This is a genomic window from Kitasatospora sp. NBC_01250 (assembly GCF_036226465.1).
Classification (GTDB): Bacteria; Actinomycetota; Actinomycetes; order Streptomycetales; family Streptomycetaceae; genus Kitasatospora.
Genome location: NZ_CP108476.1, coordinates 588,294 through 603,170, shown reverse-complemented (window position 1 = coordinate 603,170; position 14,877 = coordinate 588,294). Strand labels below are relative to the sequence as shown.

The 14,877-nt window shown below is 72.3% G+C and carries 12 protein-coding genes, 1 tRNA gene and 3 riboswitches; of the genes, 11 read left to right on the top strand and 2 right to left on the bottom strand.

Going from position 1 to position 14,877, the window contains the following annotated elements; genetic code table 11:
• Positions 1–2: 2 nt before the first annotated feature.
• The 9 genes from OG500_RS02885 (at position 3) to OG500_RS02845 (ending at position 10,881) form a co-directional block, all read left to right on the top strand.
• Positions 3–446 carry a cobalamin-dependent protein gene (locus tag OG500_RS02885; protein ID WP_327064765.1) on the top strand — a complete coding sequence of 148 codons (444 nt, stop codon included), beginning with the start codon at positions 3–5 and terminating at the stop codon, positions 444–446.
• A complete protein-coding gene (locus tag OG500_RS02880; RefSeq protein WP_329576155.1) occupies positions 439–1,848 on the top strand; it encodes a methylaspartate mutase in 1,410 nt (469 codons plus the stop codon). The genes OG500_RS02885 and OG500_RS02880 overlap by 8 nt, the downstream gene beginning before the upstream one ends.
• The gene (locus OG500_RS02875; protein ID WP_327064763.1) at positions 1,848–3,236 is read left to right on the top strand and encodes an aspartate aminotransferase family protein; all 1,389 of its coding nucleotides are present in this window, start codon (positions 1,848–1,850) and stop codon (positions 3,234–3,236) included. Before OG500_RS02880 ends, OG500_RS02875 begins: the two co-directional genes overlap by 1 nt.
• Positions 3,237–3,325: 89 nt before the next feature.
• Entirely contained in the window at positions 3,326–4,312 is a 987-nt protein-coding gene (locus tag OG500_RS02870; protein ID WP_329576150.1) for a quinone oxidoreductase family protein, read from the top strand.
• A gap of 203 nt (positions 4,313–4,515) precedes the next feature.
• A riboswitch (cobalamin riboswitch) is annotated at positions 4,516–4,739 on the top strand.
• A gap of 161 nt (positions 4,740–4,900) precedes the next feature.
• Complete coding sequence (gene metE, locus OG500_RS02865) at positions 4,901–7,216, top strand: 5-methyltetrahydropteroyltriglutamate--homocysteine S-methyltransferase (protein WP_329576147.1); 2,316 nt, start codon at positions 4,901–4,903, stop codon at positions 7,214–7,216.
• Positions 7,217–7,357: 141 nt separating this feature from the next.
• Positions 7,358–7,479, top strand: a riboswitch (cobalamin riboswitch).
• A gap of 40 nt (positions 7,480–7,519) precedes the next feature.
• Positions 7,520–7,738: a CbtB domain-containing protein gene (locus OG500_RS02860; protein WP_329576144.1), complete on the top strand. Its 219-nt coding sequence runs from the start codon at positions 7,520–7,522 to the stop codon at positions 7,736–7,738.
• Between the two features lie 26 nt (positions 7,739–7,764).
• Entirely contained in the window at positions 7,765–8,649 is an 885-nt protein-coding gene (locus OG500_RS02855; RefSeq protein WP_329576141.1) for a CbtA family protein, read from the top strand.
• The gene (locus OG500_RS02850; RefSeq protein ID WP_329576139.1) at positions 8,646–9,407 is read left to right on the top strand and encodes a (2Fe-2S)-binding protein; all 762 of its coding nucleotides are present in this window, start codon (positions 8,646–8,648) and stop codon (positions 9,405–9,407) included. The genes OG500_RS02855 and OG500_RS02850 overlap by 4 nt, the downstream gene beginning before the upstream one ends.
• A 122-nt stretch (positions 9,408–9,529) precedes the next feature.
• Positions 9,530–9,670, top strand: a riboswitch (cobalamin riboswitch).
• 86 nt (positions 9,671–9,756) lie between these two features.
• Positions 9,757–10,881, top strand: coding sequence for a HoxN/HupN/NixA family nickel/cobalt transporter (locus OG500_RS02845; protein ID WP_327064758.1), 1,125 nt, complete (start codon positions 9,757–9,759; stop codon positions 10,879–10,881).
• A 132-nt stretch (positions 10,882–11,013) separates the two neighbouring features.
• Here the strand turns inward: OG500_RS02845 and OG500_RS02840 are convergent.
• A tRNA-Ile gene (locus tag OG500_RS02840) sits at positions 11,014–11,090 on the bottom strand.
• A gap of 253 nt (positions 11,091–11,343) precedes the next feature.
• On the opposite strand from OG500_RS02840, the gene OG500_RS02835 reads away from it, so the two are divergent.
• A complete protein-coding gene (locus tag OG500_RS02835) occupies positions 11,344–12,135 on the top strand; it encodes a glycerophosphodiester phosphodiesterase (protein ID WP_327064757.1) in 792 nt (263 codons plus the stop codon).
• Positions 12,132–13,538, top strand: a complete 1,407-nt coding sequence (locus OG500_RS02830) for an MFS transporter (RefSeq protein ID WP_329576135.1) — start codon at positions 12,132–12,134, stop codon at positions 13,536–13,538. Before OG500_RS02835 ends, OG500_RS02830 begins: the two co-directional genes overlap by 4 nt.
• 85 nt (positions 13,539–13,623) lie before the next feature.
• Here the strand turns inward: OG500_RS02830 and OG500_RS02825 are convergent, their stop codons facing one another.
• On the bottom strand, positions 13,624–14,790 hold the full coding sequence (locus OG500_RS02825) for a serine hydrolase domain-containing protein (RefSeq protein WP_329576132.1): 1,167 nt from the start codon (positions 14,788–14,790) through the stop codon (positions 13,624–13,626).
• Between the last annotated feature and the right edge of the window lie 87 nt (positions 14,791–14,877).

The following is a 14,877-nucleotide window of genomic DNA, read 5'->3' as shown; positions in this document are numbered from 1 at the left end:
TGATGAACACCGCTGACGGGTCGATGGACCGCCTGGTCATCCTGGGCGTGGCCGAGAGCGACGCGCACGCCGTGGCCAACCAGCTGATCGCCATGCAGTTGCGGGCCCACGGCTTCACCGTGGTCAACCTCGGCGTGTGCACCCCGCTGGCCGACTTCGCCGACGCCCACGACCGCCACCCCGAGGCCGAGGCCGTGCTGATCGGCACCCTCAACGGCCACGCCCACCAGGACCTGCGCACCCTGCCCGGGCTGCGCGCCGCCGGGCGGCTGCGCTGCCCGGTCGTCGTCGGCGGCAACCTGTCGGTCGGCAGCCGCAAGGCCGACACCGACCGGCAGCGCCTGCTCGACCTGGGCGTGGACCACCTGCTGGACGACGCGAGCGGCCTGATCCTGCTGCTCGACATGGTGCACGCCGCCCGGGCGGCCGAGTTGCAGCATGGCTGACCTGCACGGCCTGCACCTCGACGACCAGGTCGCCGCCGAACTGCCCGACTGGGCCGAAACGGTGGCGCACCTGCGCACCCGGCGCCCGGTGGTGGAGGTGCTGCGCGCCGCCCGGGCGGCCGGGCGCCCGGTGGTGCAGCCGCGCTGCGGCGTCGGCGGCCACCAGCAGATGCTGGACCTGCTGCGCGCCCTGGAGCCGGCCGGACCGGGCGTGCTGTCGGTCACCATCGACTCGCACACCCGGCTGCGGCACTTCGACACCGCCGCCGAGACGCTCGCCCGCGACCCCGGCGACCTCAACGGCTACCCGCTGGTGGCGCACGGCTGGCAGCGCGGGCGCGAACTGGCCGACGCCGTGGGCGTCCCGCTGGAGGTCCGGCACGGCTCGCCGGACGGGCGCGAGCTGTTCGCCGTCGCCCTCGCCGCCGGCCTCACCTCCTACGAGGGCGGCGGGATCGGCTACAACCTGCCCTACTCCAAGAACGTCCCGCTCGGCCACTCGCTGCGCGCCTGGCAGCAGGTCGACGCGCTGTGCGGGGTGCTCGCCGAGGCGGGCGTGGTGATCGACCGCGAGCTCTTCGGCACCCTGACCGCGGTGCTGGTGCCACCCTCGGTCAGCCTGGCCGTCACCGTGCTGGAGGCGGTGGCCGCGGCCCGCGAGGGCGTGCGCTGCCTGTCGATCGCCTACCCGCAGGGCGGCGAGACCCACCAGGACGTGGCCGCGCTGCGCGCCGTGCGCACACTGGCCGCCCGCTACCTGGACCCGGCCGTCGAGGTCTACCCGGTGCTGCACGAGTTCATGGGCGTCTTCCCGCGCACCCGCTCCTACGCCGAGCTGCTGATCCTGCACGGCGGCCTGCTCGCCCGGCTCGGCGGCGCCGCCAAGGTGATCAACAAGACCCACCAGGAGGCCTACGGCATCCCCGAGGCCGAGGCGAACGCCGACGGCATCCGGGGCGCCGCGCTCGGCGCCGGCGAGCTGCTCGACTTCGTGCGGATCGACGAGGACCGGGTGGCCGAGGAGCAGCACTGGATCGAACGCGAGGTCGCCGAACTCGTCGACCCGGTGCTCGCCGAGGGCGAGTTGATCCCCGCGATCGAGGCCGCCTTCGCCGCCGGGCGCCTGGACATCCCCTTCAGCGCCAGCATCCACGCCCACGCGCAGGTCGTGCCGCGCCGCGACCGCTCCGGCGCCATCCGCTACGCCGACGCCGGCGCGCTGCCGTTCTCCACGGCCGTGCTGCGCCGGCACGCCGCGCTGCTGAGCGAGCCGCCCGGGACGCCCGAGCGCTCCCCGTTCGAGGCGGCCACCGCCGACATCCGCTACTTCCTCGACCACGAGGACCGTTTCCACACCCGTACACCGCACTACACGCGGTCCGAGAACTCGCAGAGGTTTTGATGACCACTCACGAGCCCGCCGTGCAGCTTCCCGCCCCCGACCCGGAGGAGGGCCGCCGGGTCTTCGCCGACGACCGCGCGCACCTGTTCCACAACTGGGCCGCCCAGGGCGCCGTCAACCCGATCCCGGTGGCGGGCGCCGCCGGGCGGCACTTCTGGGACTACGAGGGCAAGCGCTACCTCGACTTCTCCTCCCAGTTCATCAACCTCAACATCGGCCACGCGCACCCCAAGGTGGTCGCGGCGATCAAGGAGCAGGCCGACCGGATCTGCATGATCGCCTCCACCTTCGCCAACGACAAGCGCGGCGAGGCGGCCCGCCTGATCACCGAGCTGGCCCCCGGCGACCTCGGCCACGTCTTCTTCACCAACGGCGGCGCCGACGCCAACGAGCACGCCGTGCGGATGGCCCGGATGCACACCGGCCGCCCCAAGGTGCTCTCCGCCTACCGCTCGTACCACGGCGGCACCTCCACCGCGATCAGCCTCACCGGCGACCCGCGCCGCTGGCCCAACGAGCGCTCGGGCAGTGCCGCCGGCAACGTCGCGCACTTCTTCGGCCCCTACCTGTACCGCTCGCACTTCCACGCCACCACCGAGGCCGAGGAGAGCGCCCGCGCGCTGGCGCACCTGGCGCAGGTGATCGAGTTCGAGGGCCCCACGACGATCGCCGCGATCATGCTGGAGAGCGTCGTGGGCACCGCCGGCATCCTGGTCCCGCCGCCCGGCTACCTGGCCGGCGTGCGCGCGCTGTGCGACAAGTACGGCATCGTGATGATCGCCGACGAGGTGATGTCCGGCTTCGGGCGCACCGGCGCGTGGTTCGCCATCGACCACTGGGGCGTCACCCCCGACCTGATCACCTTCGCCAAGGGCGTCAACTCCGGCTACGTGCCGCTCGGTGGCGTGCTCGTCTCCGACGCGATCCACGAGACGTTCCGCGAGGTCGTCTACCCCGGCGGCCTGACCTACTCAGGCCACCCGCTGGCCTGTGCCGCCGCCGTCGCCGCCATCACGGCGATGAAGGAGGAGGGCATCGTCGAGAACGCCGCCCGGATCGGCGAGGACGTGCTCGGTCCCGGCCTGCGCGAGCTGGCCGAGCGCCACCCCAGCATCGGCGAGGTGCGCGGGCTCGGCGTCTTCTGGGCCGTCGAGCTGGTCCGCAACCGCGAGACCCGCGAGATGCTGGTGCCCTACGCCGCCGGGGCGGGCCAGACCGGCCCGGTCGACGAGGTCGTCGCCGCGTGCAAGGAGCGCGGCATGTGGCCGGTGTACAACTACAACCGGATCCACCTGGTGCCGCCGTGCACCATCACCGACGACGAGGCGCGCCAGGGGCTGGAGATCCTGGACGAGGCGCTGAACGCGGCCGACAAGCACGTGGAATAACGCCGGGTCAGCTGCCGTTTCCCACACGCTCAACCATCTTCCGATCCATCTTCCGAACCGTCTTCTGAACTGTCCGACGAGAGGTCGACATGCGAGCAGTCGTCGTCGAGGAATTCGGCGGCCCCGAGGTCCTGGCCCTGGCCGAGCGCCCGGACCCGCAGCCCGGGCCGGGCGAGCTGGTGGTCCGGCTCACCGCCGCCGGGGTCAACTACAAGGACGTCTACGAGCGCGAGGGCCGCAGCCCGCTGAAGGCCCCGCTCGTGGCCGGCTGCGAGGGCGCCGGCACGGTGCTGTCGGTCGGCCCCGAGGTGACCGGCACCGCCCCCGGCGACCGGGTCGCCTGGTGGGCCGCGCCCGGCAGCTACGCCGAGCAGGTCGTGGTGCCCGCGCGCGCCGCCGTCCGGCTGCCCGCGGACATCAGCGAGGAGGCGGCCGCCGCCGTCCTGCTCCAGGGTCTGACGGCGCACTACCTGGTCACCAGCACCTTCCGTGCCGAGGCCGGCCAGAGCGCCCTGATCCCGGCGGCGGCCGGCGGCCTGGGCCAGCAGTTGGCCCGGGTGCTCTCGCGGCGCGGCGTGCACGTGATCGGCACCGTCTCCAGCGAGGCCAAGGCCGCCGCCGCCACCGCGGCGGGGGTGCGCGACGTGCTGGTGGTGCCGCCGGGCGGCTTCGAGGAGGCCGACAAGATCGCCTCCCAGGTGCGGGAGCTGACCGGTGGCCGGGGCGTGGACGTGGTCTACGACGGCGTGGGCCGCGACACCTTCCGCACTGGCCTGGCCGCGCTGCGCCCGCGCGGCACCTTCGTCCTGGTCGGCGCGGCCTCCGGCCCCGTGCCCCCGTTCGACCCGCAGCACCTGGGCTCCGGCGGCTCGCTCTTCCTGACCCGCCCGACGCTGGTCGACCACGCCACCGATCCCGCCGAACTCGCCGAGCGCGCCCACGAGGTGTTCGCCTGGCTGCGCGACGGAACCCTCTCGGCCGACGTCGCCCAGCGCTACCCCCTGGCCGAGGCCGCACGCGCCCACGCCGACCTGCAGAGCCGCCGCACCACGGGCAAGCTCCTCCTGCTGCCCTGACCCGCGCCGATCGAACGCCCTGGTGCCCGCAGCCCCTGGCTCCGGGCACCAGGGCGTTTCCACACGGCCTTGCGGCCGCCGGCTCCTCGGCACCCGGCAGGCCGGGCTCCTGCGAAGCGGGGGAGGCCTGCGGCGGATCCGAGCTCGTCCCACGATGTGGGCAGTCGAGTGATTCACCCGCGACTCGCCGGTGGATCGGCTATAGGCTGACCGGTGCAACTGGTTCGCCCTGTCCGCCAGGCAGGGTGTCGCAAGAGGGAACCCGGTGGGAATCCGGGACTGCCCCGCAGCGGTGAGTGGGAACGACCGCCGTCATACGCACTGGGTCCGGGAGTTCGGGCCTGGGAAGCGACGGCCAGTAGGTGTCCGCCCTTCAAGGGTGGGCGTGCCCGCGAGTCCGAAGACCTGCCCGTTGTGCGCACGCGACCGTTCGCGCGCGGAAATCCCGGTGACCTCGTGGGCGGGTCGGCGTGCACAACCAGGCGGGTCCGGCGCATTCTGGCGTCTGCGGCCCCGCCCGGTTCGGCACCTCTTCGCGTCCCGTGACATCGCCGGGAACCCTGAGACAGGCTCGCGAAGGAGAGTCCCTTGACCACGAAGTCCGCAGCCGCGGCAACCCGCTCCACCGTCCACGGCTACCCCCGCCAGGGCCGTAACCGGGAGCTCAAGAAGGCGATCGAGGGCTACTGGAAGGGCACGGTCACCGCCGAAGCCCTGCTGGCCACCGCCGCCGACCTGCGCCGGGAGAACTGGCGGCAGCTCACCGAGGCCGGTATCGCCCAGGTGCCCACCGGTGATTTCTCGCTCTACGACCACGTGCTGGACACCACCGTCGCCGTCGGGGCGATCCCGGCCCGCCACCGCGCCGCCGTCGACGCCGACCCGCTGGACGGGTACTTCGCGATGGCCCGCGGCACCCAGGACGTCGCGCCGCTGGAGATGACCAAGTGGTTCGACACCAACTACCACTACCTGGTGCCCGAACTCGGCCCCGACACCACCTTCGCGGCGAACCCCGCCAAGGCCGTCGCCGAGTTGCGCGAGGCGCTGGCGCTCGGCCACGACGCCCGCCCGGTGCTGGTCGGCCCGGTCACCTACCTGCTGCTGGCCAAGCCGGCGCCCGGGGTGGCCGAGAACTTCCAGCCGATCACCCTGCTGGACCGGCTGTTGCCGGTCTACACCGACCTGCTGGCGCAGCTGCGCGCCGCCGGTGCCGCGTGGGTGCAACTGGACGAGCCCGCGCTGGTGCAGGACCGCACCCCGGCCGAGCTGAACGCCGCCGCCCGCGCCTACCGTGACCTCGGTGCCCTGACCGACCGGCCGAAGCTGCTGGTCGCCAGCTACTTCGACCGCCTGGGCGAGGCGCTGCCGGTGCTCGCCAAGGCCCCGGTGGAGGGCCTGGCCCTGGACTTCACCGGGCCCGCCGCCGCCAACCTGGACGGCCTCGCCGCCGTCGGCGGGCTGCCCGGCAAGCGGCTGGTCGCCGGTGTGGTCGACGGCCGCAACATCTGGATCAACGACCTGGGGAAGTCGCTGGCCACCCTGGCGACCCTGCTCGGGCTGGCCGGTACCGTGGACGTCGCACCGTCCTGCTCGCTGCTGCACGTCCCGCTGGACGCCGCCGCCGAACGCGAGGTCGACCCGCAGATCCTGCGCTGGCTGGCCTTCGCCAAGCAGAAGGCCACCGAGGTGGCGCTGCTGGCCCGCGGTCTGCGCGAGGGCACCGGCTCGATCAGCGCCGAACTGTCCGCCAACCGCGCCGATCTGGCCTCGCGCGCCGCCTCGCCGATCACCCGGGACCCGGCCGTGCGCGCCCGCACCGCGGCCGTCACCGAGGCCGACGCCCGCCGGGCCCAGGCGTACCCGCAGCGGGCCGCCGCCCAGCGCGCCCGGCTCGGCCTGCCGCTGCTGCCGACCACCACCATCGGCTCGTTCCCGCAGACCACCGAGCTGCGGGTCGCCCGCGCGGACCTGACCGCGCGGCGGATCGACGAGGCCGCCTACCGCGAGCGTATCGAGGCCGAGGTGCGCGAGGTGATCGCCTACCAGGAGAAGGCGGGCCTGGACGTGCTGGTGCACGGCGAGCCCGAACGCAACGACATGGTGCAGTACTTCGCCGAGCAGCTCACCGGCTACCTGGCCACCCGGCACGGCTGGGTGCAGTCCTACGGCACCCGCTACGTGCGCCCGCCGGTGCTGGCCGGCGACATCTCCCGCCCGCACCCGATGACCACCGACTGGTTCGGCTACGCGCAGAGCCTGACGGACCGTCCGGTCAAGGGCATGCTCACCGGCCCGGTCACCATGCTCGCCTGGTCCTTCGTCCGCGACGACCAGCCGCTCGCGGACACCGCGTTCCAGGTGGCACTCGCCCTGCGCGACGAGGTGCGCGACCTGGAGGCCGCCGGTGCGGCCGTGGTCCAGGTCGACGAGCCGGCGCTGCGCGAGAAGCTGCCGCTGCGCGCCGCCGACCGCCCCGCCTACCTGGACTGGGCCACGGCCGCGTTCCGGCTCGCGACCTCCGGGGTGCGGGCCGACACCCAGATCCACACCCACATGTGCTACGCCGAGTTCGGCGCGATCATGACGGCCATCGACGAGCTGGACGCCGACGTCATCTCGCTGGAGGCGGCCCGCTCGCACATGGAGGTGGCCGGAGAGCTGGCCGGGGCCGGCTACCCGCGCGAGGTCGGCCCGGGCGTGTGGGACATCCACTCGCCTCGGGTGCCGAGCACCGAGGAGGCCGTCGAGCTGCTGCGCGCCGGGCTCGCGGCGATCCCCGCCGAGCGGCTCTGGGTCAACCCCGACTGCGGCCTGAAGACCCGCGGTTGGCCCGAGACCCGGGCCTCGCTGGAGAGCCTGGTCGGCGCCGCCCGCCGCCTGCGGGAGGAACTCGCCGGCTGAGGTGCCGGCGTGGGATGAGAGGGGTGGGCGCAGACCACCTGCTGCGCCCACCCCGGTGGCCGACGCCGGCCACGTGACCTTGCCCGCATTGTGCCCCGGGAGCATCGGCGGCCATTGACGGCCCCTTTCCCGGGCCTTTACCCTACGGTGAGTAGTGATGGCGTAAGGAAGCTGGTGGAACTCCAGCACGGTCGCGCCACTGTGAGCGAGGCGCCTGCGGGCGGCTCGTGAGTCAGATACGACGCCATCACGGTCTGCCCCATCGAAGAGCGGGACGCACGATCCCCTGAAGGAGGCTCAACTGTGAGCACCAGTCTGCCCGGGCCCACCGCCCTGCCCGTCCCGGTCGTCGTTCCTGCGGCCAGGGCCGCCGCCTGGCTCGTCGTCAGCGCGCTGATCGCGCTGGCCGTCTACTACTTCATCGGCGTCGACCAGGGCGCCTACTCCGTGTTCGGCAAGGACATGCACATCCACGAGTTCGTGCACGACTCCCGCCATTTCCTCGGCTTCCCCTGTCACTGACCACCGGAAGCAGCGAACAACCCGACATGGAAAAAAGACTCGTCCTGCGCGGCGTCATCGCCGGCGCAGTGGCCGGCCTGCTCGCGTTCGTCTTCGCCCGGATCTTCGCCGAGCCGCAGATCCGGACGGCGATCGACTACGAGAGCGGGCGCGACGCCGCCCAAGGGGCCCTCGACAAGGCTGCCGGACTGCCCATGGACATGGGCGGCCCGGACATCTTCAGCCGCACCGTTCAGGCCAACATCGGCATCGGTGTCGGCATGATCCTCTTCGGCGCGGCGATGGGCGCGCTCTTCGCCGTCGCCTACGCCATCTGTCTGGGACGCACCGGCCGGCTCCGGCCGCGCCCGCTCGCGATGCTGGTGGCGCTGGGCGGATTCCTCGGCATCTACTTCGTGCCGTTCATCAAGTACCCGGCCAACCCGCCCTCGATCGGTCACCCCGACACCATCCGTGACCGCGGCAACCTCTACCTGGCGATGGTGGCCTGCTCGGTGCTCTTCCTGGTGCTCGCGGTCGTTCTCGGCAAGCGCCTCCAGGCCCGGTTCGGCAACTGGAACGCCACCCTGCTGGCGGCCGGCGCCTACGTCGTGGTGATCGGCACGATCATGGCCGTCCTCCCGTCGCTCGGCGAACTGGCCGACAATGTGCAGGAGTTCGGTCACCATGCGACCGAGACCCCGCTGCCGCTGACCGACCCGCAGGGCGCCATCGTCTACCCGGGCTTCCCGGCGGACACCCTCTTCGACTTCCGCTTCCTGTCCGTGGCCGCCCAGCTCCTGCTGTGGGCCACCCTCGGACTGGTCTTCGGACCGATGGCCGAGCGGCTGCTCGACCCCGAGGCGCGCAAGGCCGCTTCGGGTGCGGGTGCGGGTGCGGGGGCCGGGACCGCGCCGGTCGTCGCCGCATGACCCGGCAGCTCCCCGGGGCCGCGATGCCGCAACGGCTCGCGGCCCTCGGGCCGTTCTTCGCCATCGACTGCCACGACGACGGACCGGTCCTGCCGCCGTGGCGGCCGATGGCCGAACTGCTCGACGATACAGCCGTGTTGCGGGAGCGCGTGGCCGGCGTCCGCACCTACCTGGCGGCGGCCGGCGGCCAGCCGCTGGAAGCGGTGGAGGAGCGGGTGGCCGCCTCGGTGACCCACCTCGGCCTGGCCGCCAGACTCGTCTCGCCGGCCTTCGCCGTCGCCGTCCTCGACGGGGCGGTGCTCCGGTACGGCCTGCGCGAGGCCCGCTGGCAGCCGGTGCCCGGCGGCATGTTCCCGCTCTCGTTGCCGCAGCAGGTCCTTGAACCCGTCGCCGACCGGGTCGAACTCGCCGACCGGTTGGGCGCGGACCTGCTCGACGGCCCGGTCCGGGAGTTGAGCGAGGCGCTCGGCGCCGGGTTCGGCGTCTCGGCGCGGATCCTGCACGGCAACGTGGCCTCCGCCGTCAACGGCGCCGCCGCGGCCATCGCCCGCTCGGCCCCTCAACTGGCTCCGGGCGCGCGCGAACTGGTCGCTCAGCTGCTCGCCCGTGCGCCCCTGCAGGGCGCGGGCACCGCGGCCGACGACGGCACCGGGTTCCGCCGCCGCAGCTGCTGCCTGATCTACCGGGCCGCCCCCGACCACGCGGGCGCCCTGTGCGGGGACTGCGTCCTCACCGCACCCCCGGGCCGCCGGGGATAGCAAGAGAGTGCCTTGCCAAGAAACGATATGACGATCCGTCGGACTGCGGCGGCGCGCGAAGCCGTCCGGTGCAGAGTTTCCCGGGTCTTGACCTGTGTGGACTTGAGTCCGGTGGGAGCGGCTCACTAGCCTGGCAAGGTTGCAGCCGCCTGCTGTGACGGTGTGCCAGCAGCGAAGTCCGGTGTGAACCCGGCACTGTCCCGCAACGGTGATGTCCCCCTCGGGGGGCGAGTCCGGTCGCCTGCTGCCGTGCCACGGATTCCCGCCTCGACGGAAGGACGGCCCGCCCGGCCCGCCGTGGCCGACTCGGGTGTGCCGCCCTGTCCGCGAGCATCCCGAGGAGGATGCCTTGCCCGCTCCGGCAACCCGGTTCAGAACGATGCGCGACGCGCTGCAGCCCTCCGAGTGGGGACGCCTGAGCCTGATGGCCCTGGTGATCCTGGCCCTCAACGGCCTCGGCTGGGGCATCTTCGTGTTCGCGGTCCTGCCGCACCACTTCCACTACGACGGGCTCGGCATCGGGATGGGCGTCGCGTTCACCGCGTGGACGCTGGGTGCCCGTCATGCTTTCGACGCCGACCACATCTCCGCGATCGACAACGTCACCCGCAAGTTCATGGCGGAGGAGAAGCGCCCGCTGGGCACCGGCTTCTTCTTCGCGCTGGGCCACTCCACCATCATCTGCGTGGTGGGCATCGGCCTCACCATCGCCGCCAAGGCCGTCTTCGGCGCGGTGGTCGACCCGAACTCCAGCTACGAGACCGTCGGCGGCGTCATCGGCACGGTCACCTCGGCGAGCTTCCTCTACCTCATCGCGCTGCTCAACCTCGTCGTGCTGGCGGGCATCGCCAAGGTGTTCCGGGCCATGCGGCGCGGCACCTTCGACGAGGCCGAGCTCGAACGCCAGCTCCAGGCACGCGGGTTGATGTACCGCTTCTTCGGCCGCTTCATGCGCACGATCAAGCACACCTGGCAGATGTTCTTCGTCGGCCTGATCTTCGGCATCGGCTTCGACACCGCCACCGAGGTCGTGCTGCTCGCCGCGACGGCCTACGCCGCCACCTCCGGCCTGCCGTTCTACGCCGTCCTCGCGCTGCCGCTGCTCTTCGCCGGCGGCATGACGCTGTTCGACACCCTGGACGGCTGCTTCATGAACTTCGCCTACGGCTGGGCCTTCGCCAACCCCGTCCGCAAGGTCTACTACAACCTGGTCATCACCGGCCTGTCGATCGCCGCGGCCTTCCTGATCGGCACCATCGAGCTGCTCGGCGTGCTCACCTCCGAGCTGCACCTCAAGGGCGCCTTCTGGGACTTCATGGCGAACTTCGACATCAACAAGGCGGGCTTCGCGATCGCCGCACTGTTCGCGCTGACCTGGATCGTCGCGCTGGTCTACTGGCGCTACGGCAAGGTCGAGGCCCGTTGGAGCACCCCGGCCGGCACACCGTCGGTGGACGCCAAGGAACTGGCCTGACGGGCGCTCGCAGCGGTCAGGTGAGCACAGGAAGCTCCGCACGCCCTCGCCCCGGCCGGGCACATGGGCGCGTAGGGGAGTGGGGGAATGCCACAATGCCCGGAGTGGATATCCACTCCGGGCATTCAGCGCTGGTGGGCCTAACAGGACTTGAACCTGTGGCCTCTTCCTTATCAGGGAAGCGCTCTAACCGTCTGAGCTATAGGCCCGTGCCGCACGGAAACTTTAGCTGATCAGCTGCTGAACTCAAAAACCGTTTCCTCGATGGTGGGGCCAGGGGCCAGGCGAACGCGCAGATCGCGCAGCGGATGTACCTCACCGAAGGGGCCTGGCATACTTCGCCCCGCTGGGTACTGGCGAGTAGCAAACTCGGCAGGGCGGTGCTGCTCGCCACGAAGGGCGCTACAGTTCCTCCCACTCTGACCCCGACGTCGTTCCCCTCACAAAAGCTCGGAGCCCGAGATGCACCCCTTCCTCGACCACCGGGGGCCGCTGGCCTTCGCTCACCGGGGAGGTGTGATCGGCCATCCCGAGAACTCGCTCGCCGCGTTCTCGGCGGCCGTCGCCCTCGGCTACCGCTACCTGGAGACGGACGTCCACGCCACCGCCGACGGTGTGCTGGTGGCCTTCCACGACTCCCGCCTGGACCGGGTCACCGACCGGGCCGGCGCGGTGGGCGAACTGCCCTGGAGCACGGTCGGCGAGGCCCGGATAGGCGGCACCGAGCCCATCCCGCTGCTGGAGGACCTGCTCGGTGAGTTCCCCCGGGCCCGTTTCAACATCGACGTCAAGGCGGCCCCCGCCGTCGGGCCGCTGGTCGAGGTGATCCGCCGCACCAATGCGTGGGACCGGGTCTGCGTCGGCGGATTCTCCGACACCCGCCTCGCCGCCGTGCGTGCCGCCGCCGGACCCCGGCTGGCCACCTCGCTCGGCCCGCGCGAGGTGGCACGGCTGCGGCTGCGCTCACTGGCCGGACCGCTGCTCCCGGGGCGAGGGGCGTCGTGGGCGGGGGTGTGCGCGCAGGTTCCCGAGCGGCACCGGGGCGTGCGGGTGGTCGACCGGGCCTTCGTGCGCGCCGCCCACCGCGCCGGCCTGCAGGTTCACGTCTGGACCGTGGACGACGCCACACGGATCAGGGCTCTCCTGGACCTGGGCGTGGATGGCATCATGGCCGATCGCATCGACGTCCTGCGGGACGTGTTCACGGAGCGCGGCTGCTGGACCGACGGAAACACGCTGATGGGAACCTCATGAACACCGCGACCCACCTGCCTGACCACTCGTCGGCGGCCACCGACACCCGCGCCCTGCGCCGGACGCAGTTCGGCTGGTACATGAACGACTGGGCCAATGCCGCTTTCTCGGCCACGGTCCTGACGGTGTTTCTCGGGCCGTACCTCACCACGCTCGCCAAGAACGCCGCCGACGCGGGCGGCGACGTCCACCCGCTGGGCCTCTCGGTGCGTGCGGGGTCGTTCTTCCCCTACACCGTCTCCTTCTCCGTGCTGCTCTCGGTCGCGGTGATGCTGGTGATCGGCACGATCGCCGACCGCACCGGGCGTCACAAGGAGCTGATGTGCGGCTTCGCGTACGTCGGCGCGGTCGCCACCATGGGGATGTTCTTCCTCGGCGGGAGCCGCTACCTGCTCGGCGCCGGACTGCTGGTGATCGCCAACATCGCGTACGCGGTGTCGGTCGCGCTCTCCTACGCCTTCCTGCCGGGCCTGGCGGCCCCCGACGAGCGCGACGCGGTCTCCTCCAAGGGCTGGGCATACGGCTACGCGGGCGGCGGACTGCTGCTGATCGCCAACCTGGCGCTGTTCGAGGGCCACGACGCGCTCGGTCTCTCCTCCGGCACCGCGGTGCGGATCTGCCTGGCCTCGGCCGGTCTGTGGTGGGCACTGTTCACCCTCGTCCCGCTGACCCGGCTGCCCTCCCGCGCCGGCGTCGCCCCCGCCCGCACCGAGCCCGCCCGCAGCGACTCCGCCTCCACCGCGGCCGACGGCGAGCCCGCCGCCGGCAGCCTGCGCGAACTCGCCCGCACCCTGCGCGGCATGCGCCGCTACCCGCTCACCCTGCTCTTCCTGGGTGCCTTCCTCTGCTACAACGACGGTATCCAGACGGTGGTCTCCCAGGCCTCCCTCTACGGCAGCGAGCAGCTCGGCATGGGCCAGACCTCGCTGGTCATCGCCGTCCTGCTGGTTCAGATCGTGGCGATCGGCGGCGCGCTGCTGCTGGGCCGCATCGCCCGCCGGTACGGCGCCAAGCGGACCGTCCTCGGCTCCCTGGTCGGCTGGGTGGTCACCCTCGCTCTGGGGTACGTCATGCCCGCCCACCAGCCGGTCTGGTTCTACGCGCTGGCCTGCATGATCGGGCTGGTGCTCGGCGGCAGCCAGGCGCTCTCCCGCTCGCTCTTCTCGCACCTCATCCCGGCCGGCCGTGAGGCCGAGTACTTCAGCGTCTACAAGATCAGCGACCGCGGCACCAGTTGGATGGGACCGCTGGTCTTCGGCCTCGCCTACCAGGTCACCGGCAGCTACCGCTCGGCGATCATCTCGTTGCTGGTGTTCTTCGTGATCGGCTTCGCCGTGCTGGTGAAGGTTCCGGTCCGCCGCGCCATCGAGGCCGTCGGCAACCCGGTCCCCGAGCGCCTCTGACGAGTCCGACGAACCAGAACCGTCCGGACACCGGCCTCGCGGCGGTGTCCGGACGGTTCTGTTCCGTGTCGGCCGGAGCTTCGCTTCAGCCGTCCAGCAGGGCGCAGACGAAGTCCTCCTCGACGCCGCGCAGCTGCTCCAGCAGGTCGGGGTCGACCTTCTGGTTGACCTGCGAGGTGACGGAGACGGTGAGGCTGCGGCGGCCGTCCGGGGTGCCGGCGCCGAACTGGGTGTAGCCCGCGGTGTTGCCCGTGTGCCCGTAGACCACGCCGCAGCGGGTGGTGTACTCGAAGATCGCCAGCCCGGCGCGGTTGGCTCCCGGGCCGGCCGGCTCGGAGGCGCCCGCGACGAAGGCCCGTTGCTGCTGACGGGTCGCTTCGCTGATCAGCGGGCCGCCCGCGTACCCGGCCGCGAACGCGCTGAAGTCCTTCGGCGTGGACACCACGCCGCCCGATGCCCAGGCTCCCGACGCGCCGAACAGCGTGCTGACGTCCTGCGGCGGTTCGTTCCGCTGGACGGCGTAGCCGTGCAGGTAGGGCTCGGGCAGCTCATAGCCGGACGGGAGGCTGGTCCCGGTGAGCCCCAGCGGCTGGTAGACCTCAGTGGCCAGCAGGTCCTCGTAGCGCTGACCGGTCGCGGCCTCGGCCATCAGGGCGACGGCGATGTTGTCGGAGTTGGAGTAGTGGTAGCGGGAGCCGGGGGTGAACTCGAGGTCCTCGCCGGCGACGTAGTCGAGCAGGTGCCGGGAGTCGAACACGTGGTGCGGATCGGCGCGGATCTGCTCGACGAACGCGGGCGCGGCGCTGTAGTCCGGCAGCCCACTGGTGTGGTTGAGCAGCTGGCGCAGCGTCACCGCACCCCAGGCGGCCGGCAGCGAGGGCAGGCGGCCGGCGATGGTGTCGTCCAGGCCGAGCAGCCCGCAGTCGACCAGCCGGAGCGCCACCGCGCCGCTGAACGCCTTCGCGGCACTGGCCAGGCGCATGTGGTCGGTGGACCGGGGCGCACGGTCGGTGCCGACCTCGGCCACTCCGGCCCGGTAGACCCGGACACGGTCGCCGTCACGGAGCACCGCGATGGCACCGGGCGGGCCGTCGGGTCGGTCGACCAGCTCCTGCAGCCGCGCCCGCAGCGCCCCGTCGCCGTCCTCTCCGGCCGACCCCGGACCCGACCCTGCCGCCGCAGGGCCCGCGGCGGTCAGCACCAGCGAGGCGGTGAGCAGAGCGGTGACCGCCCGCCCGTGGCGACGGGGCACGGCGGAAAGCAGGGAGCGAACGGACACGGCAGGGCCTTTCGGAGCGTGACGCGGCGACGCGGACGGCCGCCGTTCTGGCCGCAAGGG

Coding starts and splice junctions, on each gene's coding strand:
- OG500_RS02885 (WP_327064765.1), top strand. CDS start 3: ATGAACACCGCTGACGGGTCGATGGACCGCCTGGTCATCCTGGGCGTG.
- OG500_RS02880 (WP_329576155.1), top strand. CDS start 439: ATGGCTGACCTGCACGGCCTGCACCTCGACGACCAGGTCGCCGCCGAA.
- OG500_RS02875 (WP_327064763.1), top strand. CDS start 1,848: ATGACCACTCACGAGCCCGCCGTGCAGCTTCCCGCCCCCGACCCGGAG.
- OG500_RS02870 (WP_329576150.1), top strand. CDS start 3,326: ATGCGAGCAGTCGTCGTCGAGGAATTCGGCGGCCCCGAGGTCCTGGCC.
- OG500_RS02855 (WP_329576141.1), top strand. CDS start 7,765: ATGGAAAAAAGACTCGTCCTGCGCGGCGTCATCGCCGGCGCAGTGGCC.
- OG500_RS02850 (WP_329576139.1), top strand. CDS start 8,646: ATGACCCGGCAGCTCCCCGGGGCCGCGATGCCGCAACGGCTCGCGGCC.
- OG500_RS02835 (WP_327064757.1), top strand. CDS start 11,344: ATGCACCCCTTCCTCGACCACCGGGGGCCGCTGGCCTTCGCTCACCGG.
- OG500_RS02830 (WP_329576135.1), top strand. CDS start 12,132: ATGAACACCGCGACCCACCTGCCTGACCACTCGTCGGCGGCCACCGAC.